Genomic DNA, 24,033 nt, shown 5'->3' on the forward strand with positions numbered 1-24,033 from the left:
CTCCCCCGTGCGCAACACTGGCGTCGACCACGTTGGGGCGTCACCCGCGCCGGGTAGGGCCAGGGTCGACGACGAGGGTGCGCCCGGTGCGGCGCGCCCGGCCGGGACCGGCACGGGGGCCGGTCACCGGCCGCAGGAACCGCCGCCCAGTCCCACCGAGGTCGCACCCGGGGGACCCGCACGGCCGATCGAGGGAGCACGATCCATGGGAACCCAGAGCACCGCGTCCGAGGCGCCGGCCGAGGCCGCCAGCGACGCCCCGACCGGCGACCCGCGCCAGCCGCACCCGACCCTGCCCGAGGGCTTCGGGGAGCTCGACCGCCGGGCCATCGACACCGCCCGCGTGCTGGCGATGGACGCCGTCCAGAGCGTGGGCAACGGCCACCCGGGGACGGCGATGAGCATGGCCCCGACCGCCTACCTGCTGTTCCACAAGTGGCTGCGGCACGACCCCAGCGACCCGAACTGGGTCGCCCGGGACCGCTTCGTGCTGTCCATGGGGCACTCCAGCCTCACCCTCTACGTGCAGCTGTACCTCTCCGGCTACGGCCTGGAGCTGGACGACCTGCGCGCCCTGCGGACCTGGGGCTCGAAGACCCCGGGCCACCCGGAGGTCAACCACACCCCCGGCGTGGAGACGACGACCGGCCCGCTGGGCCAGGGTGTCGGCAACGCCGTCGGCATGGCCATGGCCGCCCGCCGCGAGCGCGGCCTGCTGGACCCCGACGCCCCCGAGGGCGAGAGCCTGTTCGACCACACCGTCTGGTGCTTCGCCTCCGACGGCGACATGGAGGAGGGCGTCAGCGGCGAGGCCTCCTCGCTGGCCGGCACCCAGCAGCTGGGCAACCTGGTCCTGGTCTACGACGACAACCGGATCTCCATCGAGGACGACACGAGCGTCGCCTTCACCGAGGACGTCGGGAAGCGGTACGAGGCCTACGGCTGGCACGTGCAGCACGTGGACGACGGCGAGGACCTGGCCGCCGTCGACGCCGCGTTCGCCGCCGCGAAGGCCGAGACGACCCGCCCGTCGATCGTCGTGCTGCGCACGGTCATCGCCTGGCCCGCGCCGAACAAGCAGAACACCGGCGCCGCGCACGGCTCGGCCCTCGGCGAGGAGGAGGTGCGCGCCACCAAGGAGGTGCTCGGCTTCGACCCCGAGCAGACCTTCCAGGTCGACGACGAGGTGCTGGCGCACGCCCGCTCGGTCGTGGCGGAGGGCCGCCGGGTCCGGGGCGAGTGGGACGAGCGCTTCGCCGCCTGGCAGCGGGACGACGGGGACGCCGCGGCGCTGCTGGAGCGCATGCGCACCCGCACGCTGCCCGAGGGCTTCGCCGCGGAGCTGCCGAGCTGGGACGCCGACCCCAAGGGGGTGGCCACCCGCAAGGCGTCCGGCGCGGTGCTCAGCGCCCTCTACCCGGTGCTGCCCGAGCTGTGGGGCGGGTCGGCCGACCTCGCGGAGAGCAACAACACCGCGGTCAAGGGCGAGCCGTCGTTCCTGCCGCCGGGCCGGCAGACCAAGATGTGGTCCGGGGGGCCCTACGGGCGCACGCTGCACTTCGGCGTCCGCGAGCACGCCATGGGCGCGGTCATGAACGGCATCGCCCTGCACGGCGGCACCCGCGTCTACGGCGGCACCTTCCTCACCTTCTCCGACTACATGCGCGGGGCGGTGCGGCTGGCGGCGCTCATGCAGCTGCCGGTCACCTACGTCTGGACCCACGACTCCATCGGCCTGGGCGAGGACGGCCCGACCCACCAGCCGATCGAGCACGTCGCGGCGCTGCGGGCCATCCCCGGGCTGGACGTCGTCCGCCCGGCGGACGCCAACGAGGTCGCGGTCGCCTGGCGGACGGTGCTGGAGAACAACGACCGCCCGGCCGGGCTGCTGCTGTCCCGGCAGAACCTGCCGGTGTTCGACCGGTCCCGGTTCGCCTCCGCCGAGGGCGTGGCCCGCGGCGCCTACGTGCTGGCCGACGCCTCCGACGGCGACCCGCAGGTGATCCTGTTCGGCACCGGCTCGGAGGTGCAGATCGCCGTCGCCGCCCGCGAGCGGCTGGAGGCCGACGGCGTCCCGACCCGCGTGGTCTCGGTGCCGTGCGTGGAGTGGTTCGCCGACCAGGACCAGGCCTACAAGGACGAGGTGCTGCCGCCCTCGGTGCGTGCCCGGGTCAGCGTGGAGGCCGGCGTCCCCATGGGCTGGCGGGAGTTCGTCGGCGACGCCGGCCGGATCGTCGGGCTGACCCACTACGGGGCCAGCGCCGCCTACTCCGTCCTCTACGAGCAGTTCGGGCTCACCGACGAGGCCGTCGTGGCCGCCGCACGGGAGTCCCTGGAGGCCGCCCGGGCGGGGAACGCCGTCCCCGCGGGCCCGGTCGCCGCCACCGGCGGCCTGCCCCACCCCACCGGCGACATGTGAGTCCCGCCCCAACGGAAGGCACAGTCATGACACAGAACGAGAAGCTGGCCGAGCTGTCGTCGGCCGGGGTCGCCGTCTGGATCGACGACCTCTCCCGCGACATGATCCACGGCGGCAAGCTGCGGTCGCTGGTCGACGGGTACTCCGTCGTCGGCGTCACCACGAACCCGACCATCTTCGCCGCGGCGATCAGCGGGTCGGACTCCTACGACGACCAGGTGCACGCCCTCGCGGTGCGCGAGGTGAGCGTCGAGGAGGCGCTGCGCACGATCACCGCCGCCGACGTCCGGGACGCCTGCGACCTGCTGGCGCCCGTCGCCGAGCGGCAGCCCGGCGACGGCCGGGTGTCCCTGGAGGTCGCACCGGGCCTGGCGCACGACACCGACGCGACCGCCGCGGAGGCCGCGCACCTGTGGTGGCTGGTCGACCGGCCCAACCTGTACATCAAGATCCCGGCGACGGAGGAGGGCCTGGCGGCCATCACCACGTCCATCGCCCGGGGCATCAGTGTCAACGTCACCCTCATCTTCAGCCCCGAGCGCTACCGGGCGGTCATGGACGCCTACCTGTCCGGGCTGGAGCAGCGGCGGGCGGACGGCGGATCGCTGGAGGGCATCGCCTCGGTGGCCTCGTTCTTCGTCTCCCGCGTCGACAGCGAGATCGACAAGCGGCTGGACGCCGCCGGCGCCGACCCCGCCCTGAAGGGCAAGGCGGCCCTGGCCAACGCGCAGCTGGCCTACCAGGCGTACGAGGAGGTCGTCTCCAGCGACCGCTGGAAGGCCCTGGAGGCCGAGGGCGCGCGGCCGCAGCGGCCGCTGTGGGCCTCGACCGGCGTGAAGGACCCCGACTACAGCGACACGCTCTACGTCAGCGAGCTGATCGCACCCGGCACGGTGAACACCATGCCGGAGAAGACGCTCATGGCCTACGCCGACCACGGCAGCCCCGGCACCCCGGTGCAGAAGACCTACGACGAGGCCGCCGCGGCGATGCGCGCGGTCTCCGACGCCGGGGTCGACCTGGACGACGTCTTCCGCGTGCTGGAGGACGAGGGCGTGCAGAAGTTCGTCGACTCGTGGGACGAGCTCACCTCGTCGGTGCGTTCGGAGCTGGAGGACAAGAAGTAGTCGAAGGACCCCCCGCCCCCGTTCCTCGCGCGCTCGGGGCGGGGGTCCTGCAGGGGGCCACCGTGACCTGAGGACGGATGCTTGATCACCAACCCGCTGCGGGACCCGCGGGACCGGCGGCTGCCCCGCGTGCCCGAGCCCTGCGCGCTCGTCGTCTTCGGCATCACCGGGGACCTCGCCCGCAAGAAGCTCCTGCCGGCCGTCTACGACCTGGCCAACCGCGGCCTGCTGCCGACGAACTTCGCGCTGCTCGGCTTCGCCCGCCGCGGCTGGGGCGACGAGGACTTCGCCGCGCTGGCCCGCGAGGCCGCGCGCAAGGCCGCCCGCACCCCGTGGCGGGAGGAGGTCTGGGAGCGGCTGGCCGGCAGCGTCCGCTTCGTGCAGGGCTCCTTCGACGACGACAACGCCTTCGACGCCCTCGCCGCCACGCTCGGCGAGCTGGAGGGCAGCCACGGCATCGGGGGCAACGCGGCCTTCTACCTGTCCATCCCGCCGGCGATGTTCCCGGTCGTGCTCAAGCAGATGCAGCGCACCGGCATGGCCGACAGCACGCCGGAGCGCTGGCGCCGGGTGGTCGTGGAGAAGCCGTTCGGCACCGATCTGGCCTCCAGCCGGGAGCTCAACGAGCTGGTGGACTCCGTGTTCACCGCCGAGGACGTCTTCCGCATCGACCACTACCTGGGCAAGGAGACGGTCCAGAACCTGATGGCGCTGCGGTTCGCCAACTCGCTGTTCGAGCCGGTCTGGAACGGCCACCACGTCGACTCGGTGCAGATCACCATGGCCGAGGACGTCGGCATCGGCGGGCGGGCGGCGTTCTACGAGCAGACCGGCGCCGCCCGGGACGTGCTGCAGAACCACCTGCTCCAGCTGCTGGCGCTCACCGCGATGGAGGAGCCGGTCGAGTTCTCCGCCGAGGAGATCCGCACCGAGAAGCTCAAGGTGCTGCGCGCGGTGTCCCTGCCGGAGGACCTCGCCCGGTTCGCCGTCCGCGGGCAGTACGAGCAGGGCTGGCTGGCCGGACAGCGGGCCACGGGCTACCGGCAGGAGGAGGGCGTCGACCCGCACTCGACGACCGAGACCTACGCCGCCGTCCGGCTGGGCGTGGAGACCCGGCGGTGGGCCGGCGTGCCGTTCTACCTGCGCGCCGGCAAGCGGCTGCCGCGGCGGGTCACCGAGATCGCGCTGGTCTTCAAGCGCGCGCCGCACCTGCCCTTCGCCGACACCGACACCGAGGAGCTGGGCAGCAACCAGCTGGTCATCCGGGTTCAGCCCGACGAGGGGATGACCCTCAAGTTCGGGTCGAAGGTGCCCGGCAGCGTGATGGAGGTCCGCGACGTCGCGATGGACTTCCTCTACGGCGAGCAGTTCACCGAGGCCAGCCCGGAGGCCTACGAGCGGCTGCTGCTCGACGTCCTGCTCGGCGACGCCACCCTCTTCCCGCGCAACGCGGAGGTCGAGGCGTCCTGGGCGGTCATCGACCCGCTGGAGGAGTTCTGGACCGGGACGACGCCGCAGCCGTACCGGGCCGGCGAGTGGGGGCCGCGCGCGGCCGACGAGATGCTCGCCGCCGAGGGCCGTCGGTGGCGGCGCCCGTGACCTCCGAGGGGACGACCCGATGACGACGCTGTGGGACACCACCGGCTCCGCCGTGGTCAAGGAGCTGGCCGCCCAGCGGCGCACCGGCGGGGCGGTGCTGTCCGGCGTCGCCCTGACCCTGGTCGTCGTGGCCGACGAGAACCGGGTGGCCGAGGCCGAGGAGGCCGCCACCGCCGCCGCCGCGCAGCACCCCTGCCGGCTGCTCATCGTCATCCGCCGGCAGATCGAGGCGCCGGCGCCCCGGCTGGACGCCGAGGTGCTCATCGGCGGGCGGCTGGGCCCCGGCGAGGCCGTGGTCATGCGGATGTACGGCCGGCTCGCGCTGCACGCCGAGTCGGTGGTGCTGCCGCTGCTGGCCGCCGACGCCCCGGTGGTCACCTGGTGGCACGGCACGCCGCCGGACCGGCTGGCCACCGACGCGCTCGCGGTGATCGCCGACCGGCGGATCACCGACAGCTCCCTCGCCGAGGACCAGCGGGCCGCGCTGCGCGCCCGCGCCGAGGACTACGCCCCCGGCGACACCGACCTGGCCTGGACGCGCAGCACGCCGTGGCGCGCCACGCTCACCTCGACGGTGGACTCGGTGTCCGGGCGCCGCGGCGAGCCGGTGCGGGTGCTCGGCGGGCGGGTCGAGGGCGACCCGGGGCACGCCACCGCGGTGCTGCTGGCCGGCTGGCTCACCGCCCGCTGCGGCGTGGACGTCCCGGTGGAGTCCGGGGATCGGCGGCCGGGCCCCAGCGGCGTCTCCGCCGTGGCGCTGGAGCTGGACCAGGACGAGCAGGTGCGGGTGGCGGCCGACCGGCGGGGAGGGGCGGTCATCAGCCAGCCCTACCGGCCGGACGCCACGGTGGCCCTGCCCGACCGGCCGCTGGGCGACCTGGTCGGTGAGGAGCTGCGCCGGCTGGACCCCGACGAGCCGTACGCCGAGGCGCTCGGCGCCACGACCGGCGTCCCGGACCTGGCCGACCGCTCGGCCGCGCGGGAGTACGAGTGGCGGGACCCCGCCGACGCGACCGGCGGCCCGGGCGAGCCGCTGCCGACCGTGCCCGCGGACTCGGTCGGCGCCGACGAGGTGGCCGAGCACGGGGAGCGGAACAGCGCGGAGGTCACCCCGTGAAGGAGGGCCAGGTGCCCGACGTCGTCGTCGAGCCGGACGCCGACCGGCTGGCCCGCGCGGTGGCCGCGGCGCTGGTCGCCCGGCTGGCCGCCGCCCAGGCGGTGCACGGGACGGCGTTGGTGGTGCTCACCGGGGGCGGCATCGGTACCGCCGTCCTGGAGCGGGTCGCCGACCTGGTGCGCGAGCCGGCCCGCGAGCGGGTGGACTGGACCGCCGTCGACGTGTGGTGGGGCGACGAGCGCTGGGTGCCCGCCGACGACGCCGACCGCAACGAGCTGGGCGCCCGCCGGGCGCTGCTGGACCCGGCCGGCGTCCCGGCCGAGCGGGTGCACGCGATGCCGGCCTCGGACGCCGGGTTCGCCGAGCCCGAGGACGCCGCGGCCTGGTACGCCGACCGGCTCGCCGCCGCGGCACCGGAGGGCGGCCCGGTTCCCCGCATCGACGTGCTGCTGCTCGGGGTGGGCCCCGAGGGCCACGTCGCGTCGGTCTTCCCCGGGACGCCGGCGGTGTCCGACCGGCGCACGGTGCTCGCGGTGCACGACTGCCCCAAGCCCCCGCCGACCCGGGTGAGCCTCGGCTTCGCCGCGATCAACGCCGCCGAGGAGGTCTGGCTGCTGGCCGGCGGTGCGGCGAAGGCCCCGGCCGTGGCGCGGGCCCTGGGCGGGGAGGTCACGCCGGAGGAGCTGCCCGCCGCGGGGGTGCACGGCCGCCGGGCGACCCGGTGGCTGCTGGACGCCGACGCCGCGGGCGAGCTCCCCTCGGCGACCGGCTGAGCGGCCGCGGCCGGTCAGCGGACCGCAAGTGGACGGCAAGCGGGCGGCCGCAGGCTGACCGGCATGACCGACCGGGACGCCCTGCACACCGTCCACCCCGGCGACCGCTGGCTGGTGGTCGTCGCCCATCCCGACGACGAGGCCTTCGGCTGCGGGTCCGTCATCGCCCGGGCCGCCGTCCTCGGTGCCGAGGTGACCGTCGCCTGCGCCACCCGGGGGGAGGCCGGTGAGGTCCAGGCCGGCGCGGTCGGGGGCACCGGGCCCGACGGCGGGGACCTCGGCGCGCTGCGGGAGGCCGAGCTGCGCCGGTCCGCGGCCCGCCTCGGGGTGGCCCGGGTCGAGCTGCTGGGCTGGCGCGACAGCGGCTTCGACGGCCCGGCCGCGCCCGGGACGCTCGCGGCGGCGCCCCTGACCGAGGTGGCCCGGGTCGTCCGGCGACGGGCGGCCGCCCTCGGGCCGGAGGTCGTCGTCGTCCTCGACGGCTGCGACGGTCACCGCGACCACCGGCACGTCCGGCAGGCCACCCGGGCCGCGCTCGCCGGCCTCCCCGGGCCGCGACCGGCCCTCTGGGAGCACACGCTGCCCAACTCGCTGATGCGCCGCTGGCTGGCCGAGACCAGCAGCGGGCGCGGGGACGACGCCTACCACGCCCTGGACCCCGACTCCTTCGGCCGGCCCGACCGGGAGGTCACCGCGGTCCTCGACGTGCGGTCCGTGCTGGACCGCCGCGAGGCCGCCATGGCCGAGCACCGCTCGCAGCGCTCGCCCTTCGCCGGGCTCAGCCCGGAGCTCCGCCTGGCCTTCCTCGGGACGGACCACCTGGTGCGGGTGCCGCTGCCACCGGGCCCGTGGCCCGAGCCGTGGCGGCCCGCCGCGGGGGCACGGCCGGCGACGCACCACTGGGACTGCACCACCGCGGGGTGGCGGACCGGCCCGTCGCGGGAGGCCGCTGCGCGCTGAGCCGGGGCCTCGCGGGCCCGGCCTCAGAGTCCGCGGCGGGCCCGCAGCTTGGCCAGCGCCTCCTCGAGCAGGGCGTCGCCGTCGGCGTCGCTGCGCCGTTCGCGGACGTAGGCCAGGTGGGTCTTGTACGGCTCGGTGCGCGGGGCGGGGGGCGGCGCGGCCTCGTCCTGGCCGGCGGGCAGGCCGCAGCGCGGGCAGTCCCACAGCTCCGGCACCTCGGCGTCGGAGGCGAAGGAGACCTCGGTCTCGTGGCCCGAGGCGCACCAGAAGGGCACCCGGCGGCGGGGCGCGGCCTCGCCGCGCTCGGCCTCGCCCATCGGGCCCGCGCCGACCCGCGTCCCCCGGATCGCGTTACCACCAGCCACGAGTGCCCCCTGTGCGTCTCCCGGTGCGCACGGCCGGATCGGCCGCCCGGGCAGTCTATGGCCTGGTCGGGCCGCCACCGAGGACTTTGGTCCTGGTCGGGCCGGGTGGGGCGCCGAGCTGGTGACGTGCTGGAACGGCCCTCTCGCAGGGACCCGGCCCGAGCGGAGCGGGGGTCGGGGGGCGGGAGGGCCGTTCTTCAGACCTTGAGCAGGATGCCGAGGGCGACGATGCAGACGGTCCAGACCAGGCCGATGAAGACGGTGAGCCGGTTGAGGTTCTTCTCCACGACGGAGGAGCCGGACAGCTGCGAGGAGACCGCGCCGCCGAACATCGAGGACAGCCCCCCGCCCTTGCCGCGGTGCAGCAGGATCAGCACCACGAGGACCAGGCTGGTGAGCACCAGCAGCACGTTGAGGACGACCTCCACCATGGGCCCGAGGGTAGCCGACCGCCCGCCCGGCCCCGGGCAGCCGCGGCCCGCGGCCCGCGCCCCGGGCGGTCAGCGGACGCCGGCGGTCGCCAGGTCGTAGCCGGTGTAGGGGCCCATGACCAGGCCGTTGCGCAGTCGCTGGCCGGCCAGCAGCTGCACCCGCGACTCGGCCAGCGGCACGTACGCCGCGCCGGCCGTGGCCGCCGTCGCCACCTCGCGCCAGGCGGCGCGGGCGGCCTCCGCGTCCGGCGCCGTGCGGGCGGCGTCGATGAGCGCGTCGACGGCGGGGTCGGCCAGGCGGGCGAAGTTGGTGTTGCCGACGGTGCTGATGGACCGGCCGTCGACCAGCGGCACGAGGAAGGAGCCGGGGGTGGGCACGTCGGCGGTCCAGGTGGCCAGCACCATGCCGATGCCGTTGGCGCGTACCCGGTCGGGGTTGCCGACCTCGGTCGCGTAGTAGCTGGCCGCGTCCAGGGCCCGCACCTCCACGCCGATGCCGACGGCCTGCAGCTGCCCGGCGACCCGGTCGGCGACGGCCACGCCGTTCGGCCCGTCCGGGGTGGCGAGCACGGTGCTGAAGCCCTCGGGCCGCCCGCAGGCGGCCAGCGACTCGCGGGCGGCGGCCAGGTCGGGGCCGGGGTCGGCCGGCTGCGGCCCGCCCTCGACGCCCTGCGGCCACAGCCGGGCGGTGGGCGTGGCCTCCGCCGGCCCGCCCAGCGCCTCCTGCACGGCGGCCCGGTCCACGACCGCGGCCACCGCGGCCCGGCAGTCCGGGTCGTCGAACGGGGCGACGTCGGTGGGCAGCGCGAGCAGCCGGACGACGTTGCCCGGGACCCCGTCGACCCGGTCGGCCAGCGGCACGTCCCCGCCGGTGTCCTCCGCGAGCCGGGCCGTCGTCGGCGCCTGGATCCCGGTGCCGGAGAGGTCGACGTCGGCGGACCCGGCGAGCAGCGCCTGGTCGCGCAGCAGCCCGGTGAGCCCGGTGCGCACGACCACCCGGTCGGGCAGGGCGGTGCGGACGTCGTCGGTCGCCGGGTCCCACTGCGGGTTGCGCTCGAGCACGATGCCGGTGACGTCGTCCTGCGCGGTGACCGCGTACGGGCCGGAGGACACCGGGTCCCGGCCGTAGTCGGCGCCGGTGTCGAGGTCGATCGGGACCGGGCTGCTGGAGGGCAGCGCCATGACGTAGGGGAAGTCCGGCTGCGGCACGCGCAGCCGGAAGGTGATGGTGCGGTCGTCCGGCGTCTCCACCGAGGCCAGGCCGAGCCGGCCGGGCGTCTCGTCCTGCCACGGGCCGGCGTAGGGGTCGGCCGGGTCGTCGAGCAGGTCGACGACCCGGGTGGGGCCACCCACGACGACGTCGGAGGCGAAGGACCGCTCGATGCCGTACTTCAGGTCCCGCGAGGTGATCGGCTGGCCGGTCTCGAACCGGACGCCCTCGCGCAGGGTGAACGTCCAGGTGGTCCCGCCGTCCGGGGTGCTGCCCAGGTCGGTCGCCAGGTCGGGCACCAGCTCGCCGGTGCGCCCGGGCCGCGGGTCGTAGCTGACCAGCGTGCGGGTGTAGAGCCGCATGAGGTTCCACACGCCCGGCTGGTAGGACCGCTGCGGGTCCAGGCTGTCCACCTCGCCGGCCACCACGCGCAGCGTGCCGCCGGTGGCGTCCGACGGGGCCCGGACGCCGCTGACGCCGGCGTCCGGGCCGTCACCGAAGACGGGCAGCGCGGCGGCGTCCTCGCCGGCACCGGAGCAGCTGACCGCCGTCCCGACGACCAGCAGCACGGCGGCGGCGACGGCGGCGACCGGCCCGCGGCCCCGCAGCACCGTGTTCTCCACCCCACCCGCTCCCCGCCGCTCCGGCGGCGGCGGTCAGCCGACGTCGGCGGCTGTCCGACAGATCTGCGCGAACTCGTCGGCGTCCAGGCTGGCGCCACCGACGAGGGCACCGTCGACGTCCGGCCCGGCCAGGATCCCGGCCGTGTTCGCGGCCTTCACCGACCCGCCGTAGAGGATACGGACGACCCCGGCCGTCTCCGCGCCGAAACGCTCGGCGAGCCGTGACCGCAGGGCTCCGCACACCTCCTGTGCGTCCTCGGGGGTGGCCACCTCCCCGGTGCCGATGGCCCACACCGGCTCGTACGCGACGACCAGACCGCTGCCGCCGCCGGGCTCGGTGAGCTGCTCGGCGGTCAGGCCCTCCAGCGCGGCGTCCAGCTGGCCGGTGCAGTGGGCCACGTGCTCGCCCGAGCGGCGGACCTCCAGCCCCTCGCCCACGCACAGGATCGGCACCAGGCCGTGCCGCAGGGCGGCGCGCACCTTGCCGGCCACCACGGCGTCGTCCTCGGCGTGCACCGCCCGCCGCTCGGAGTGCCCGACGACGACGTAGCGGCAGGCCAGCGCGGCGAGCATCGCGCCGCTGACCTCGCCGGTGTAGGCGCCGGAGTCCTGCACCGAGAGGTCCTGCGCGCCGTAGCCGACCTCCAGCTTGTCGCCGGTGACCAGCGTCTGCACGCTGCGCAGCGCGGTGAACGGCGGCAGGACGACGACCTCGGCCGCCTCCAGCTCGGGCTCCCGGAGGCTGAAGGCGAGCTTCTGCACCATCCCGATCGCCTCGAGGTGCGTGAGGTTCATCTTCCAGTTGCCGGCGATGAGCGGCCGGCGTCCCTCCCGGCGGACCGGGGTGCCCCTGCGTGCCACGTGCGTCCCCTCCCTCAGTCGGCGAGCACCGCGAGGCCGGGCAGCTCCCGGCCCTCGAGGTACTCCAGCGACGCGCCGCCGCCGGTGCTGATGTGGCCGTACGCGGACTCGTCCAGGCCCAGCTGGCGCACCGCGGCCGCGGAGTCCCCGCCGCCGACGACGGACAGCCCGTCGACCGCCGCCACCGCCGCGGCCACCCCGCGGGTGCCGGCCTGGAAGGGAGTGAGCTCGAAGACGCCCATCGGCCCGTTCCAGAACACGGTGCGGGCCCCACCCAGCTCGCGGCCGAAGGCCTCGACCGTGCGCGGCCCGACGTCCAGGCCCATCTGGCCGTCGGGGATGGCGTCGACCCCGACCGTCGTCGTCGGCGCGTCCGCGCTGAACTCCGGCGCGCACACGACGTCCAGCGGCAGCACGATGCGGTCGCCCGCGTCGGCCAGCAGCCGGCGGCAGGTGTCCACCTGGTCGGCCTCCAGCAGCGACGTCCCGACGCCGTGCCCCTGGGCGGCCAGGAAGGTGAAGCACATCCCGCCGCCGACCAGCAGCCGGTCCACCTTGGGCAGCAGGGCCTCGATGACGGCGAGCTTGTCGCTGACCTTGGAGCCGCCGAGCACCACGACGTAGGGCCGCTCCGGGTCCTGGGTCAGCCGGGTGAGCACGTCGAGCTCCTGGGCGACCAGCCGGCCGGCCACGTGCGGCAGCCGCAGCGCCACGTCGTACACCGAGGCGTGCTTGCGGTGCACCGCGCCGAACGCGTCGTCGACGTAGGCGTCGGCCAGCGCGGCCAGCCGGTCGGCCAGCCCGCCCCGCTCGGCGTCGTCCTTGGCGGTCTCGGCGGCCTCGAAGCGGACGTTCTCCAGCAGCAGCACGTCGCCGTCGCCCAGCCGGCCGGCCCGGGCCTGCGCGTCCTCGCCCGCGACGTCGGCGGCCAGCGGCACCTCGACGCCGAGCAGCCCACCGAGCCGCGCGGCGACCGGCGCCAGCGAGTACTGCGGGTCCGGGGCGCCCTTGGGCCGGCCGAGGTGGGCGGCGACCACGACGCGGGCGCCGGCGTCGCGCAGCGCCTGCAGCGTGGGCAGGCTGGCGCGGATCCGGCCGTCGTCGGTGATCTCCCGGGTGGCCTTGTCGAGCGGGACGTTCAGGTCGGCGCGCAGCAGCACGCGCCGGCCCGAGACGCCCTCGGCGAGCAGGTCGTCGAGGGTGCGCATCCGCGTTACAGCGAGCGGCCGACGAGCTCGACGGAGTCGACGAGCCGGTTGGAGTAGCCCCACTCGTTGTCGTACCAGCCGAGCACCTTCGCCATCGGGCCGAAGACCTTGGTGAGCTTCGCGTCGTAGATGCAGCTGGCCGGGTCGGTGACGATGTCGGAGGAGACGATCGGCGCGTCGGTGTACCGGAGCACGCCGGCCAGCGGGCCCGCGGCGGCCTCGCGGTAGGCGGCGTCGATCTCCTCGGCCGAGGCCTCGCGGGTCAGCTGCACGGTGAGGTCCGTGGCCGAGCCGGTCGGCACGGGGACGCGGATGGCGTAGCCGTCGAGCCTGCCCTTGAGCTCGGGCAGCACCAGGCCGATCGCCTTGGCCGCACCGGTGGAGGTGGGGACCATGTTGAGCGCGGCGGCGCGGGCGCGGCGGAGGTCCTTGTGCGGGCCGTCCTGCAGGTTCTGGTCGGCGGTGTAGGCGTGGATGGTGGTCATCAGGCCGCGCTCGATGCCGAAGGCGTCGTGGAGCACCTTGGCCAGCGGGGCCAGGCAGTTCGTCGTGCAGGACGCGTTGCTGATGATCGTCTGCGAGCCGTCGTAGAGGTCGTCGTTGACGCCCATGACGATGGTCAGGTCGTCGCCGGTCGCCGGCGCGGAGACGATGACCTTCTTGGCGCCGCCGGCGTCGACGTGCTTGCGGGCGTCGTCGGCCTTGGTGAAGAAGCCGGTGGACTCGACCACGACGTCGACGCCGAGGTCGCCCCAGGGCAGGTCGGCCGGGTCGCGCTCGGAGAGCACCTTCATGGTGGTGCCGGCGATCTTGATGCCCTCACCGTCGGCGGCGACGTCCTCGGCCAGCACGCCCAGGACGCTGTCGTACTTGAGCAGGTGGGCCAGGACCTCGGGACTGGTCAGGTCGTTGACCGCCACGATCTCGATGTCCTTGCCGCTGGAGGCGGCGGCTCGCCAGAAGTTCCGCCCGATCCGGCCGAACCCGTTGATGCCCACGCGTACGGTCATGCAGACCTCCCATGATCACGGCGACGTCGTCGCTCGGGGGCCGCGCGCGGCGCGCGGCCTCGCTCCCCGTCGACCCTATCGGTCGCGGCGGACGACGGCTCCCGCACCTCGGGGCCGGTGACGTGCCGGGCGGCCACCCCACGAGCGGGGTGGCCGCTCCTCACGTCAGCATGTCCTCGGTGACGACGGACTCGGTGTCGGGGATGCCGAGGTCCTTGGCGCGCTTGTCGGCCATGGCCAGCAGCCGGCGGATGCGGCCGGCGACGGCGTCCTTGGTCATCGGCGGGTCGGCGCGCTGGCCGAGCTCCTCCAGCGAGGCCTGGCCGTGCTCCAGCCGCAGCCGGCCGGCGACGAGCAGGTGCTCCGGGGCGTCCCCGTCGAGGATCTCCATGGCCCGCTCCACGCGGGCGCTGGCGGCCACGGCGGCGCGGGCGGAGCGGCGCAGGTTGGCGTCGTCGAAGTTGGCGAGCCGGTTGGCCGTGGCCCGGACCTCGCGGCGCATCCGCCGCTCCTCCCAGGCCATCACCGCGTCGTGGGCGCCCATGCGGGTGAGCAGCGCGCTGATGGCGTCGCCGTCGCGCACCACCACCCGGTCGGCGCCGCGCACCTCGCGGGCCTTGGCGGCGATGCCCAGCCGGCGGGCCGCGCCGACCAGCGCCATCGCGGCCTCCGGGCCGGGGCAGGTGACCTCCAGGGAGGACGAGCGGCCGGGCTCGGTCAGCGAGCCGTGCGCCAGGAACGCGCCCCGCCAGGCCGCCTCGGCGTCGTTGATGCCGCCGCTGACCACCGACGGCGGCAACCCGCGCACCGGGCGGCCGCGCTGGTCGACCAGCCCGGTCTGGCGGGCCAGGCCCTCGCCGTGCTTGGCGATGCGGACCAGGTAACGCACCCCGCGGCGGATGTTGCCGCCGGCCAGCACGCTCACCCCGCTGGTGTAGCCGTAGACCTCGCTGATGTCGCGCCGCAGGCGGCGGGCGACCGAGCCGGTGTCCAGCTCCGCCTCGATGACCACGCGCCCGCCGACGATGTGCAGTCCGCCGCTGAACCGCAGCAGCGCGGTGACCTCGGCCTTGCGCTCGGAGGTCTTGCTGCACTCCACCCGCGACAGCTCGTCCTTGACCATGGCCGTCATCGCCATGCCGTCCACCCCCACGTTCCCCCGGGCTCAGCAAGCCCCATGTGCGGTGTTCCCTTCGTCGCCCCGGCCTGCCGGATCCGGTACGAGGCGGTGCGGTGCCCGTTCCCCGGCCGTCATGCCGCGTGCCGACCCGATCGCCTGCCGGAGGGCTCCGGCCAGGCGCACCGGGTCGTGCCGCGGCACGCCGCCGTCCTCGGCGACGGGGGCCAGCACGAGCTCGGCACCACACTCACGTACCGCAGACAGGAGACCACAGCGGTCAACCACCGATCCCGCGTCCGCGATCACCGTGTGCAACGCCACTTCACCCAGGTGGCTCTGCAGCACCGTCAGGTGCTCCTCCGGGGAGAAGCCGTCGGTCTCCCCTGGCTGCGGCTCCAGGTTGAGGACGACGACCACCCGGGCGCTGCTGGCCTCCAGCGCGGCGCGCAGCCGCGGCACGAGCAGGTGCGGCAGCACGGAGGTGTACCAGGAGCCCGGCCCGAGCGAGACGACGTCGGCCGCGGCGATCGCGTCCAGCACCGCCGGGTGCACCGGCGGGTCGTCCGGGGACACCAGGATGTCGCGCACCCGGCCGGGGGTCGCGGCGATCGCCACCTGCCCGCGGATGGTGCGGGTGCGCGCCGGGTCGTCGGGGTCGGTGCTCTCCACCGTGGCGACGAGGTCCAGCGGGACGTCGGCCATCGGCAGCACCCGCCCGCGGGCGCCCAGCAGCCGGCACAGGTCGTCCAGCGCGCGTACGCAGTCGCCGCCGTGCAGCTCGGTGAGCCCGGTGAGGACCAGGTTGCCCACCGGGTGGCCGGCGAGCACCCCGCTGCCACCGAGCCGGTGCTGCAGCAGCGCGGCCGCGTGCCGGGTGTCCACGGCGTCGCCGGCCAGCGCGCTGAGCGCCATGCGCAGGTCGCCCGGCGGCAGCACCGGCATCTCCCGGCGGATGCGGCCGGAGGAGCCGCCGTCGTCGGCGACGGTGACGACGGCGGTGAGGTCCGGCGTGATCCGGCGCCAGGCGCCCAGCGCGGCGGCCAGCCCGTGGCCGCCGCCGAAGGCGACCACGCGCGGCGGGCGGGCGCCGTTCGCGCCGGCGGGCGGGACGTGCCCGGGTGCGCCCACTACTCGCGGCCCAGGTCGCGGTGCTGCACGGTGGCGTCTACGCCGTCGGCCTGCAGCCGGCGGGCGAACTCCTCGGCGATGGCGACGCTGCGGTGCTTGCCGCCGGTGCAGCCGACGGCGAGGGTCAGGTAGCGCTTGCCCTCCCGCCGGTAGCCGGGGATGAGCAGCCGCAGCACGTCGGTGTAGCGGTCCAGGAACGGCGGGGCGTCCTCCTGGCCGAGCACGTAGTCGCGGACGTCCGGGTCCTGCCCGGAGCGGGGGCGCAGCTCGGGCAGCCAGTGCGGGTTGGGCAGGAAGCGGGCGTCGACGACCAGGTCGGCGTCCAGCGGCAGGCCGTACTTGAAGCCGAAGCTGAGCACGGTCGCGGTCAGCTTCGGGGTGCGGCCCTCGCGGGCGAAGGCGTTCTCCAGCGTGGCGCGCAGCTGGTGGACGTTGAGGTCGCTGGTGTCCACCCACAGGTCGGCCTCGCCGGCGATGCCGGTCAGCAGGGCCCGCTCGGCGGTGATGCCGTCGGTGAGGGTGCCGCTGCCCTGCAGGGGGTGCTCGCGGCGGTTGGACTCGTATCGGCGGACCAGCACCTCGTCGCGGGCGTGCACGTAGACGATCCGCGGGCGGTGGCCGGCCGAGGCCAGCACCCGGATGGCCTCCTGCAGGTCGCTGGAGAAGGCCCGGCTGCGCACGTCGACGACGGCGGCGAACCGGCGGACGTCGCCGCGCGCGCCCAGCTCGACCATCGGCAGCAGCAGCGCCGGCGGCAGGTTGTCGACGACGAACCAGCCGAGGTCCTCCAGCACCCGCCCGGCGCTGTTCTTGCCGGCGCCGGACAGGCCGGTGACCACGACGACGTCCAGCGGCGCGGTCTCGGTGGAGGACGGGTCCAGCGGCGCCGGGACGTCGCTGTGCGGGTGGCCGGGCGGGCCGGGCGGCGTGTCCAGGTGCGCGGAGTCGGCGCCGGCGCTGCTCACGATGCCCCCCGTTCGCTCCCGCGGGGCGCTCCGCTCCTCGCTCGGTCGTCCGGGCCGCCTCCGCGGTCGGTCCGCTCCTCGCTCGGTCGTCCGGGCCGCCTCCGCGGTCGGTCCGCTCCTCGCTCGGTCGTCCAGGCCGCCTCCGCGGTCGGTCCGCTCCTCGCTCGGTCCTCGCTGCGATGCTCCCTCCCTGTCGGCGGCCGCCTCGCTGCGATGCTCCCTGCCTGTCGGCGGCCGCCTCGCTGCGATGCTCCCTGCCTGTCGGCGGCCGCCTCGCTGCGATGCTCCCGGCCCTGCTCGCTCACGACGCCACCCGGCCGACCTCGGCGGTCGCGCCGGTGCCGCTGCGCGGGGTGCCGCGCTCGGCCGGGCCGGCGGGCGCCGTCGTCGTCGTCACGACGTCCTCCCCCGGCGCCGCACCCCCGGCCGGGCCCGCCGCGCCCTCCCCCGGCTGGGCGACGGCGGCCAGCACCGCCTCCGCCGTCCGCCGGCCGATGCCCGGGACGGCGGTCAGCTCCTCGACGGTCGCGGCGCGCAGCCGCTTCAGGGACCCGAACTCCTTCATCAGCGCCTTCCGCCGCGTCTGCCCGAGACCGGGGACGTCGTCCAACAGGGAGACCAGCATGCTCGTGGAGCGCTTCTGCCGGTGGTAGGTGATCGCGAACCGGTGGGCCTCGTCCCGGATCCGCTGCAGCAGGTAGAGCGCCTCGGAGGTGCGCGGCAGCACCACCGGGTCGCTCTCGCCGGGCAGCCACACCTCCTCCATGCGCTTGGCCAGGCCGCAGACGGCGACGTCGACGATGCCGAGCTCGTCCAGCGAGCGGGCGGCCGCGGCGACCTGCGGCGCGCCGCCGTCGACCACGAGCAGGTTGGGCGGGTAGGCGAACCGGCGCGGCCGGCCCTCCTCCGCCGCGACGCCCTGCTCGTCCCTGCGGTCGGCCTCCTCCTTGAGGTGGCGGGCGAACCGGCGGCGCACCACCTCGGCCATCGCCGCGGTGTCGTCGGTGCCGTGCTGCACGGAGAACCGGCGGTAGTCCGACCGCTTGGCCAGCCCGTCCTCGAACACGACCATGCTGGCCACCACGTTGGTCTGCTGGACGTGCGAGACGTCGATGCACTCGATGCGCAGCGGCGCCTCCGGCAGCTCGAGGGCCTCCTGCAGCTCGGCCAGCGCCAGGGAGCGGGCGGTGAGGTCGCTGGAGCGCTTGACCCGGTGCCGGGCGAAGGCCTCCTGGGCGTTGCGCTCCACGGTCTCCATCAGGGCCCGCTTGTCGCCGCGCTGGGGCACCCGCAGGCTGACCCGGCTGCCGCGCAGCTCGGTGAGCAGCTCCTCGTAGACGTCGGCGTCGTGCGGCAGCTCGGGGACGAGCACCTCGCGGGGCACCGACTCCCCTGCCTCGCCGGCCCCGGTCGCCTCGTCGACGCCGCCGTACACCTGCAGCAGGAACTGCTCGACCAGCTCGCCGGTGCTGACCTCCTCGACCTTGTCCACGATCCAGCCGCGCTGGCCGCGCACCCGCCCGCCGCGGACGTGGAAGACCTGCACCGAGGCCTCCAGCTCGTCCTGCGCGAAGGCGACGACGTCGGCGTCGGTGCCGTCGCCGAGGACGACGGCCTGCTTCTCCATCGCCCGCCGCAGCGCGCCGAGGTCGTCGCGCAGCCGGGCGGCCCGCTCGTACTCCATCGCCTCGGCGGCCCGGGCCATCTCGCGCTCCAGCCGGCGGACCATCTTCTCGGTGCGCCCGGCCATGAAGTCGCAGAAGCCGTCGACGATCTCCCGGTGCTCCTCGGCGGAGACCCGGCCGACGCAGGGGGCGGCGCACTTGCCGATGTAGCCGAGCAGGCAGGGCCGGCCGATCTGCCCGGCGCGCTTGAAGACGCCGGTGGAGCAGGTGCGGGCCGGGAAGACCCGGGTGAGGGTGTCCAGCGTCTCGCGGATGGCCCAGGCGTGCGCGTAGGGGCCGAAGTAGCGGACGCCCTTCTTCTTCGGGCCGCGCATCACCTGCAGCCGCGGGTACTCCTCGTTGAGCGTCACGGCCAGCGAGGGGTAGCTCTTGTCGTCCCGGTAGCGGACGTTGAACCGCGGGTCGTACTCCTTGATCCAGTTGTACTCGAGCTGGAGGGCCTCGACCTCGGTGCCGACGACGGTCCACTCGACGCTGGCCGCCGTCGTCACCATCTGCCGGGTGCGCGGGTGCAGGCCCGCCACGTCGGCGAAGTAGCTGTTCAGCCGCTGCCGGAGGCTCTTGGCCTTGCCGACGTAGACGACCCGGCCGGTGGGGTCGCGGAAGCGGTAGACCCCCGGGGACTCGGGGATGCTGCCGACCGCGGGACGGTACGTGGACGGGTCGGGCACGGTCCCCAGGTTAGGTGGGGTCACCGACGCTCCGCCGCCCGAATGACACCGGTGTGTCCCGGCCCGCTCAGGGGGCCTGCCGGTGCGGCTGCTCGGCCACTTCGTAGGTGTGCCCGGCGGCGCGCAGCCGGTCGGCCAGCACGGTGCCGAGGGCGGTGGCCGGGGTGAGCGAGCCGGCCCGGGCGGGCAGCCGGTCGCCGTCCACCGCGAGGGCGAGGGCCGTCTCGCCGATCATGACGGCGGTGGCCGCGTAGCCGGGGTCGCCCCGGCCGGCGACGGTGGCGCGGTACTGCCGCCCGCCCTCGGTGGTGGCGTCGACCACGGAGCGGAACCAGCCGCGGGCGCGGGTCCGCTCGTCCGGGCCGGACCCGGGGTCGGGCAGCACCCGGTCGAGCAGCGCGCGGGTGGGCGGCAGGGCCATGGCGCCGACGAAGCCGGCCAGCCCAGCGGTCAGCGCGGCGGCCGCCACCGCCCCGGCCGGGCCGCGGCCGCAGCCCTGGAGCTCGCCGTAGCGCAGGCCGCGGCCGTAGGCCCAGTCCTGCAGGGCGTTGCTGCGCCGCACGACCCGGGTGTTGAACGGCGCCATGACGAACGGCGCCGTCCACCGGCCGTCGGGCGTGCGGGACGGCGGGACGGCGTCGCGCGGCTGGGGGGTGTCGGGCTCGGCGCCCCGGTCCGGGCTGAGCGAGAACGGGTCCCCGACCAGCCGGCGGGCCGCCGGGTCGCGGCCGACCTCCTCGAACTGGGCCCGGGCGGAGTCGACGGTGCCGCCGCTGAACCCGCCGCGGGCGGTGGCGACCAGCCGGACGTCGCCCAGCCCGCCGGCGCCGTCGGCCCGGGCCCGCTCGGCGAGCAGCAGCACCGACAGGTCGGAGGGCACGGAGTCGTAGCCGCAGGCGTGCACGATGCGGGCGCCGGTGTCGCGGGCGACGGCGTCGGTGCGGTCGATCGCGCGGCGGACGAACAGCACCTCGCCGGTCAGGTCGGCGTAGTGGGTGCCGGCCCGGGCGCAGGCCTCGACGACCGGCAGGCCGTACCGCAGGTAGGGGCCGACGGTGGTGGCCAGCACGCGCGTCGAGCCGGCCAGCGCGGCCAGCGAGGCCTCGTCGGCGGCGTCGGCGGTGACCAGCGGCCAGTCCCGGGCGGCGGCGGGCAGCTGCGCGCGGGCCCGTTCCAGCCGCTCCCGGGAGCGGCCGGCCAGCGCCACGCGCAGGCCGGCCGGTGCCGCCGAGGCCAGGTGGGCGGCGACCAGCCGGCCGACGAAGCCGGTGGTGCCGTAGACGACCAGGTCGTGGGTGCGCGCGGGATCGGCCACCGGGCCATCCTCGCCGGGGCGGGCGCCCGCCGCTCGGCCCCTCCGGTCAGCCGGCCGGACGCGACCGGTGCACCGCCGCCGCCCAGGGGGTCCCCGCCGCGACGGCCGCACCGGCCCGCCGGGCCAGGCGGGCGACGCGGGCGGCGAGCACCAGCGCCGACACCACGCCCACCCCGCCGGCGAGGGCGGCCACCGCGCCGGGCACCGCGTCGCCGCCCACGGCGAGCACCGCGACCGTCACCAGGGCGAGCAGCACCAGCGTGGACCGCACGCCGCCCCCGGGCGGGCGCGTCCGGGACCAGCCGTGGGACAGGTCGGGGTCGCAGTCGGGCGTGAGCGCGGTCACCGGCGTCTCCTCCGTCGCTGACCGCCCACACCCGCCGGGGCGTGACGTCGGTCACACGGAGGGTAGGGGCAGGCCTCGCCCCGCTCAAGCCCCCGGCTCAGCTGGCCCGGCGGCGGGCCCGCTTCTTCGGCGCCCCGGCGGCCGCGACGGCGTCCGGGTCGAGCATCGGGGCGAGGTAGCGGCCGGTGTGGCTCTCCGGGACCGTGGCGAGGAACTCCGGCGGCCCCTCGGCGACGACCGTGCCGCCGCGGAAGCCGCCCTCGGGGCCCATGTCGATGAGCCAGTCGGCGCTCTTGATGACGTCGAGGTTGTGCTCGATGACGATGACCGAGTTGCCCTTGTCGACCAGACCCTGCAGCACGATGAGCAGCTTGCGGATGTCCTCGAAGTGCAGCCCGGTGGTGGGCTCGTCGAGGACGTAGATGCTCCGGCCGTTGGACCGCTTCTGCAGCTCGCTGGCCAGCTTCACCCGCTGCGCCTCGCCGCCGGAGAGGGTGGTCGCGGGCTGGCCGAGCCGGACGTAGCCCAGCCCGACCTCGGTGAGCGTGCGCAGGTAGCGGGCGATGCCCGGGATGGCGGCGAAGAAGTCGGCGGCCTCCTCGATGGGCATGTCGAGGACCTGGGCGACCGTCTTGCCCTTGTAGTGCACCTCCAGGGTCTCCCGGTTGAACCGGGCGCCCTTGCACACCTCGCACGGCACGTAGACGTCGGGCAGGAAGTTCATCTCGATCTTCAGCGTGCCGTCGCCGGAGCAGGCCTCGCAGCGGCCGCCCTTGACGTTGAAGGAGAAGCGGCCGGGCTGGTAGCCGCGGATCTTCGCCTCCGACGTCTGCGCGAACAGCTTGCGCACCTGGTCCCAGACGCCGGTGTAGGTGGCCGGGTTGGACCGCGGGGTGCGGCCGATCGGCGACTGGTCGACGTGCACCACCTTGTCCAGGTGCTCCAGGCCGGTGACGGTGCGGTGCCGGCCGGGCACCATCCGGGCGCGGTTGAGCTGGTTGGCCAGCGTCGTGTAGAGGATGTCGTTGACCAGGCTGGACTTGCCCGAGCCCGAGACCCCGGTGACGCCGACCAGGCAGCCCAGCGGGAAGGTCACGTCGACGCCCTTGAGGTTGTGCTCCCGGGCGCCCTTGACCACCAGCTCGCGGCCCGGCGTGGGCTGCCGGCGCACCTGGGGGACTGCGATCTGCCGGCGCCCGGACAGGTACTGCCCGGTCAGCGACTCCTCGCTGGCGAGCAGGTCCGCGACGGTGCCGCTGACGACGACCTCGCCGCCGTGCTCCCCGGCGCCGGGGCCGATGTCGACCACCCAGTCGGCGGTCTTGATGGTGTCCTCGTCGTGCTCGACGACGATGAGCGTGTTGCCCATGTCGCGCAGCCGCACGAGGGTCTCGATCAGCCGGGTGTTGTCCCGCTGGTGCAGCCCGATGGAGGGCTCGTCGAGCACGTAGAGGACGCCGACGAGCCCGGAGCCGATCTGGGTGGCCAGCCGGATCCGCTGCGCCTCGCCGCCGGCGAGGGTGGCCGCGGGGCGGTCCATCGACAGGTAGTCCAGGCCGACGTCGACGAGGAAGGACAGCCGGGCCTGGATCTCCCGGAGCACCCGGTCGGCGATGGCCCGCTCCCGCTCGCCGAGCTCCAGGGCGCCGAGCCACTGCGCCGCGTCGCCGATGGACAGCCCGGTGACCTCGGCGATGGAGCGGCCGCCGAGCTTGACGGCGAGGATCTCCGGCTTGAGCCGGGTGCCGTGGCAGACCGGGCAGGGCACGTCGCGCATGTAGCCCTCGTACTTGTCCCGCATGAACTCGCTGTCGGTGTCGTCGTGCCGCCGCTCGATGAACGGCAGCACGCCCTCGAAGGCGGCGTAGTAGCTGCGCTCGCGGCCGTAGCGGTTCCTGTAGCGGACGTGCACCTGGTCCGGCGAGCCGTGCAGGACGGCCTTCTGCACCTTGGCCGGCAGCCGCTCCCACGGGTCGTCCATGGAGAAGCCGAGCTGCTGGGACAGGCCGGTGAGCAGCCGGGTGAAGTACTCGTTGCTCATCGAGGAGGCCCACGGGGCGATCGCGCCCTGGGCCAGGCTCTTCTCCGGGTCGGGGACGACGAGCTCGGGGTCGACCTCCTTGCGGGTGCCGATGCCGGTGCACTCCGGGCAGGCCCCGAACGGGGAGTTGAACGAGAACGACCGCGGCTCCAGCGCCTCGAAGGACAGGCCGTCGTCCACGCAGGCCAGGTGCTCGGAGAAGGTGCGCTCGCGGTGCGTGTCGCCCTCGGGGAGGTCCACGAAGTCGAGGACGACGAGGCCGCCGGCCAGGCCGAGCGCCGTCTCCACCGAGTCGGTGAGCCGCCGCTTCGCGCTCTCCTTCACGGTGAGCCGGTCGACGATCACCTCGATGGTGTGCTTCTCCTGCTTCTTGAGCGTCGGCGGCTCGGTCAGCTGGTGGACGACGCCGTCGACGCGGACGCGGGAGAAGCCCTGGGTCTGCAACGCGCTGAACAGGTCGACGTACTCGCCCTTGCGGGCCCGGACGACGGGGGCCAGCACCTGGAAGCGGGTGCCCTCCTCCATGGCCAGCACCTGGTCGACGATCTGCTGCGGGGTCTGCCGGGAGATCGGCTTGCCGCAGTTGGGGCAGTGCGGCTGCCCGGCGCGGGCGTAGAGCAGCCGGAGGTAGTCGTAGACCTCGGTGATCGTGCCGACCGTCGACCGCGGGTTCCGGTTGGTCGACTTCTGGTCGATCGACACGGCGGGCGAGAGCCCCTCGATGAAGTCGACGTCGGGCTTGTCCATCTGCCCGAGGAACTGGCGGGCGTAGGCCGAGAGCGACTCGACGTAGCGGCGCTGCCCCTCGGCGAAGATCGTGTCGAAGGCCAGGCTGGACTTGCCCGAGCCGGACAGCCCGGTGAAGACGATCAGGGCGTCGCGGGGCAGGTCGAGGTGGACGTCCTTGAGGTTGTGCTCGCGGGCGCCGCGGACGACGAGACGGTCCAATGTGATCCCTGTCGGTCTGTTGGGCCGGCCGGTCGCTCCGGGCCCGCGGTGGGGTGTCGAGGTGTCGCTATCGGCAACGCCGTCACCGTCCGGCCGCAATCCGTGACGACG

The 24,033-nt window shown here is 75.3% G+C and carries 19 protein-coding genes; 6 read left to right on the plus strand and 13 right to left on the minus strand.

Annotation, left to right across the window (positions count from 1 at the left end):
* Window positions 1–205: 205 nt before the first annotated feature.
* The 6 genes from tkt (at window position 206) to CHB98_RS06385 (ending at window position 7,995) form a co-directional block, all read left to right on the plus strand.
* Complete coding sequence (gene tkt / locus CHB98_RS06360) at window positions 206–2,419, plus strand: transketolase (RefSeq protein WP_218822264.1); 2,214 nt, start codon at window positions 206–208, stop codon at window positions 2,417–2,419.
* 26 nt (window positions 2,420–2,445) lie between these two features.
* Entirely contained in the window at window positions 2,446–3,546 is a 1,101-nt protein-coding gene (tal, locus tag CHB98_RS06365) for a transaldolase (RefSeq protein WP_089304724.1), read from the plus strand.
* 81 nt (window positions 3,547–3,627) lie between these two features.
* Window positions 3,628–5,145: a glucose-6-phosphate dehydrogenase gene (zwf, locus tag CHB98_RS06370; protein WP_089304725.1), complete on the plus strand. Its 1,518-nt coding sequence runs from the start codon at window positions 3,628–3,630 to the stop codon at window positions 5,143–5,145.
* Window positions 5,146–5,164: 19 nt separating this feature from the next.
* Window positions 5,165–6,262 (plus strand): glucose-6-phosphate dehydrogenase assembly protein OpcA, encoded by a 1,098-nt coding sequence (locus CHB98_RS06375; RefSeq protein ID WP_089304726.1) that lies wholly within the window; start codon window positions 5,165–5,167, stop codon window positions 6,260–6,262.
* Window positions 6,259–7,035 carry a 6-phosphogluconolactonase gene (gene pgl, locus CHB98_RS06380; RefSeq protein WP_089304727.1) on the plus strand — a complete coding sequence of 259 codons (777 nt, stop codon included), beginning with the start codon at window positions 6,259–6,261 and terminating at the stop codon, window positions 7,033–7,035. The genes CHB98_RS06375 and pgl overlap by 4 nt, the downstream gene beginning before the upstream one ends.
* A 63-nt stretch (window positions 7,036–7,098) precedes the next feature.
* Window positions 7,099–7,995 carry a PIG-L deacetylase family protein gene (locus CHB98_RS06385; RefSeq protein WP_089304728.1) on the plus strand — a complete coding sequence of 299 codons (897 nt, stop codon included), beginning with the start codon at window positions 7,099–7,101 and terminating at the stop codon, window positions 7,993–7,995.
* Between the two features lie 23 nt (window positions 7,996–8,018).
* On the opposite strand, the gene CHB98_RS06390 is transcribed toward CHB98_RS06385, so the two are convergent.
* From CHB98_RS06390 to uvrA, 13 genes are all read right to left on the minus strand, one after another.
* Window positions 8,019–8,360: an RNA polymerase-binding protein RbpA gene (locus CHB98_RS06390; protein WP_089304729.1), complete on the minus strand. Its 342-nt coding sequence runs from the start codon at window positions 8,358–8,360 to the stop codon at window positions 8,019–8,021.
* Window positions 8,361–8,557: 197 nt separating this feature from the next.
* A complete protein-coding gene (gene secG / locus CHB98_RS06395; protein ID WP_089304730.1) occupies window positions 8,558–8,791 on the minus strand; it encodes a preprotein translocase subunit SecG in 234 nt (77 codons plus the stop codon).
* Between the two features lie 69 nt (window positions 8,792–8,860).
* On the minus strand, window positions 8,861–10,624 hold the full coding sequence (locus tag CHB98_RS06400) for an ABC transporter substrate-binding protein (RefSeq protein ID WP_089304731.1): 1,764 nt from the start codon (window positions 10,622–10,624) through the stop codon (window positions 8,861–8,863).
* A gap of 33 nt (window positions 10,625–10,657) precedes the next feature.
* Complete coding sequence (tpiA, locus tag CHB98_RS06405; RefSeq protein WP_089304732.1) at window positions 10,658–11,485, minus strand: triose-phosphate isomerase; 828 nt, start codon at window positions 11,483–11,485, stop codon at window positions 10,658–10,660.
* A 14-nt stretch (window positions 11,486–11,499) separates the two neighbouring features.
* Window positions 11,500–12,693 (minus strand): phosphoglycerate kinase, encoded by a 1,194-nt coding sequence (locus CHB98_RS06410; protein ID WP_089304733.1) that lies wholly within the window; start codon window positions 12,691–12,693, stop codon window positions 11,500–11,502.
* A 5-nt stretch (window positions 12,694–12,698) separates the two neighbouring features.
* Window positions 12,699–13,703, minus strand: coding sequence for a type I glyceraldehyde-3-phosphate dehydrogenase (gene gap / locus CHB98_RS06415; RefSeq protein ID WP_089304734.1), 1,005 nt, complete (start codon window positions 13,701–13,703; stop codon window positions 12,699–12,701).
* A gap of 160 nt (window positions 13,704–13,863) precedes the next feature.
* Entirely contained in the window at window positions 13,864–14,841 is a 978-nt protein-coding gene (whiA, locus tag CHB98_RS06420; protein WP_089304837.1) for a DNA-binding protein WhiA, read from the minus strand.
* 27 nt (window positions 14,842–14,868) lie between these two features.
* The gene (locus tag CHB98_RS06425; RefSeq protein WP_089304735.1) at window positions 14,869–15,951 is read right to left on the minus strand and encodes a gluconeogenesis factor YvcK family protein; all 1,083 of its coding nucleotides are present in this window, start codon (window positions 15,949–15,951) and stop codon (window positions 14,869–14,871) included.
* Window positions 15,951–16,916, minus strand: coding sequence for an RNase adapter RapZ (gene rapZ / locus CHB98_RS06430; protein ID WP_245820957.1), 966 nt, complete (start codon window positions 16,914–16,916; stop codon window positions 15,951–15,953). Before rapZ ends, CHB98_RS06425 begins: the two co-directional genes overlap by 1 nt.
* 301 nt (window positions 16,917–17,217) lie before the next feature.
* Complete coding sequence (gene uvrC / locus CHB98_RS06435) at window positions 17,218–19,272, minus strand: excinuclease ABC subunit UvrC (protein ID WP_089304736.1); 2,055 nt, start codon at window positions 19,270–19,272, stop codon at window positions 17,218–17,220.
* Between the two features lie 67 nt (window positions 19,273–19,339).
* Window positions 19,340–20,587, minus strand: coding sequence for a saccharopine dehydrogenase family protein (locus tag CHB98_RS06440; RefSeq protein WP_089304737.1), 1,248 nt, complete (start codon window positions 20,585–20,587; stop codon window positions 19,340–19,342).
* 46 nt (window positions 20,588–20,633) lie between these two features.
* Entirely contained in the window at window positions 20,634–20,933 is a 300-nt protein-coding gene (locus CHB98_RS06445) for a hypothetical protein (RefSeq protein ID WP_089304738.1), read from the minus strand.
* A gap of 97 nt (window positions 20,934–21,030) precedes the next feature.
* A complete protein-coding gene (gene uvrA / locus CHB98_RS06450) occupies window positions 21,031–23,922 on the minus strand; it encodes an excinuclease ABC subunit UvrA (protein WP_089304739.1) in 2,892 nt (963 codons plus the stop codon).
* Window positions 23,923–24,033: the final 111 nt, after the last annotated feature.

It is taken from the genome of Geodermatophilus pulveris (genome assembly GCF_900188375.1).
Taxonomy (GTDB): Bacteria; Actinomycetota; Actinomycetes; order Mycobacteriales; family Geodermatophilaceae; genus Geodermatophilus; species Geodermatophilus pulveris.

Bases quoted from the DNA above. Each gene is read 5' to 3' on its own strand.
- tkt (WP_218822264.1), top strand. From the start codon at position 206: ATGGGAACCCAGAGCACCGCGTCCGAGGCGCCGGCCGAGGCCGCCAGC.
- tal (WP_089304724.1), top strand. From the start codon at position 2,446: ATGACACAGAACGAGAAGCTGGCCGAGCTGTCGTCGGCCGGGGTCGCC.
- CHB98_RS06375 (WP_089304726.1), top strand. From the start codon at position 5,165: ATGACGACGCTGTGGGACACCACCGGCTCCGCCGTGGTCAAGGAGCTG.
- CHB98_RS06385 (WP_089304728.1), top strand. From the start codon at position 7,099: ATGACCGACCGGGACGCCCTGCACACCGTCCACCCCGGCGACCGCTGG.
- secG (WP_089304730.1), bottom strand. From the start codon at position 8,791: ATGGTGGAGGTCGTCCTCAACGTGCTGCTGGTGCTCACCAGCCTGGTC.
- CHB98_RS06410 (WP_089304733.1), bottom strand. From the start codon at position 12,693: ATGCGCACCCTCGACGACCTGCTCGCCGAGGGCGTCTCGGGCCGGCGC.
- gap (WP_089304734.1), bottom strand. From the start codon at position 13,703: ATGACCGTACGCGTGGGCATCAACGGGTTCGGCCGGATCGGGCGGAAC.
- whiA (WP_089304837.1), bottom strand. From the start codon at position 14,841: ATGGCGATGACGGCCATGGTCAAGGACGAGCTGTCGCGGGTGGAGTGC.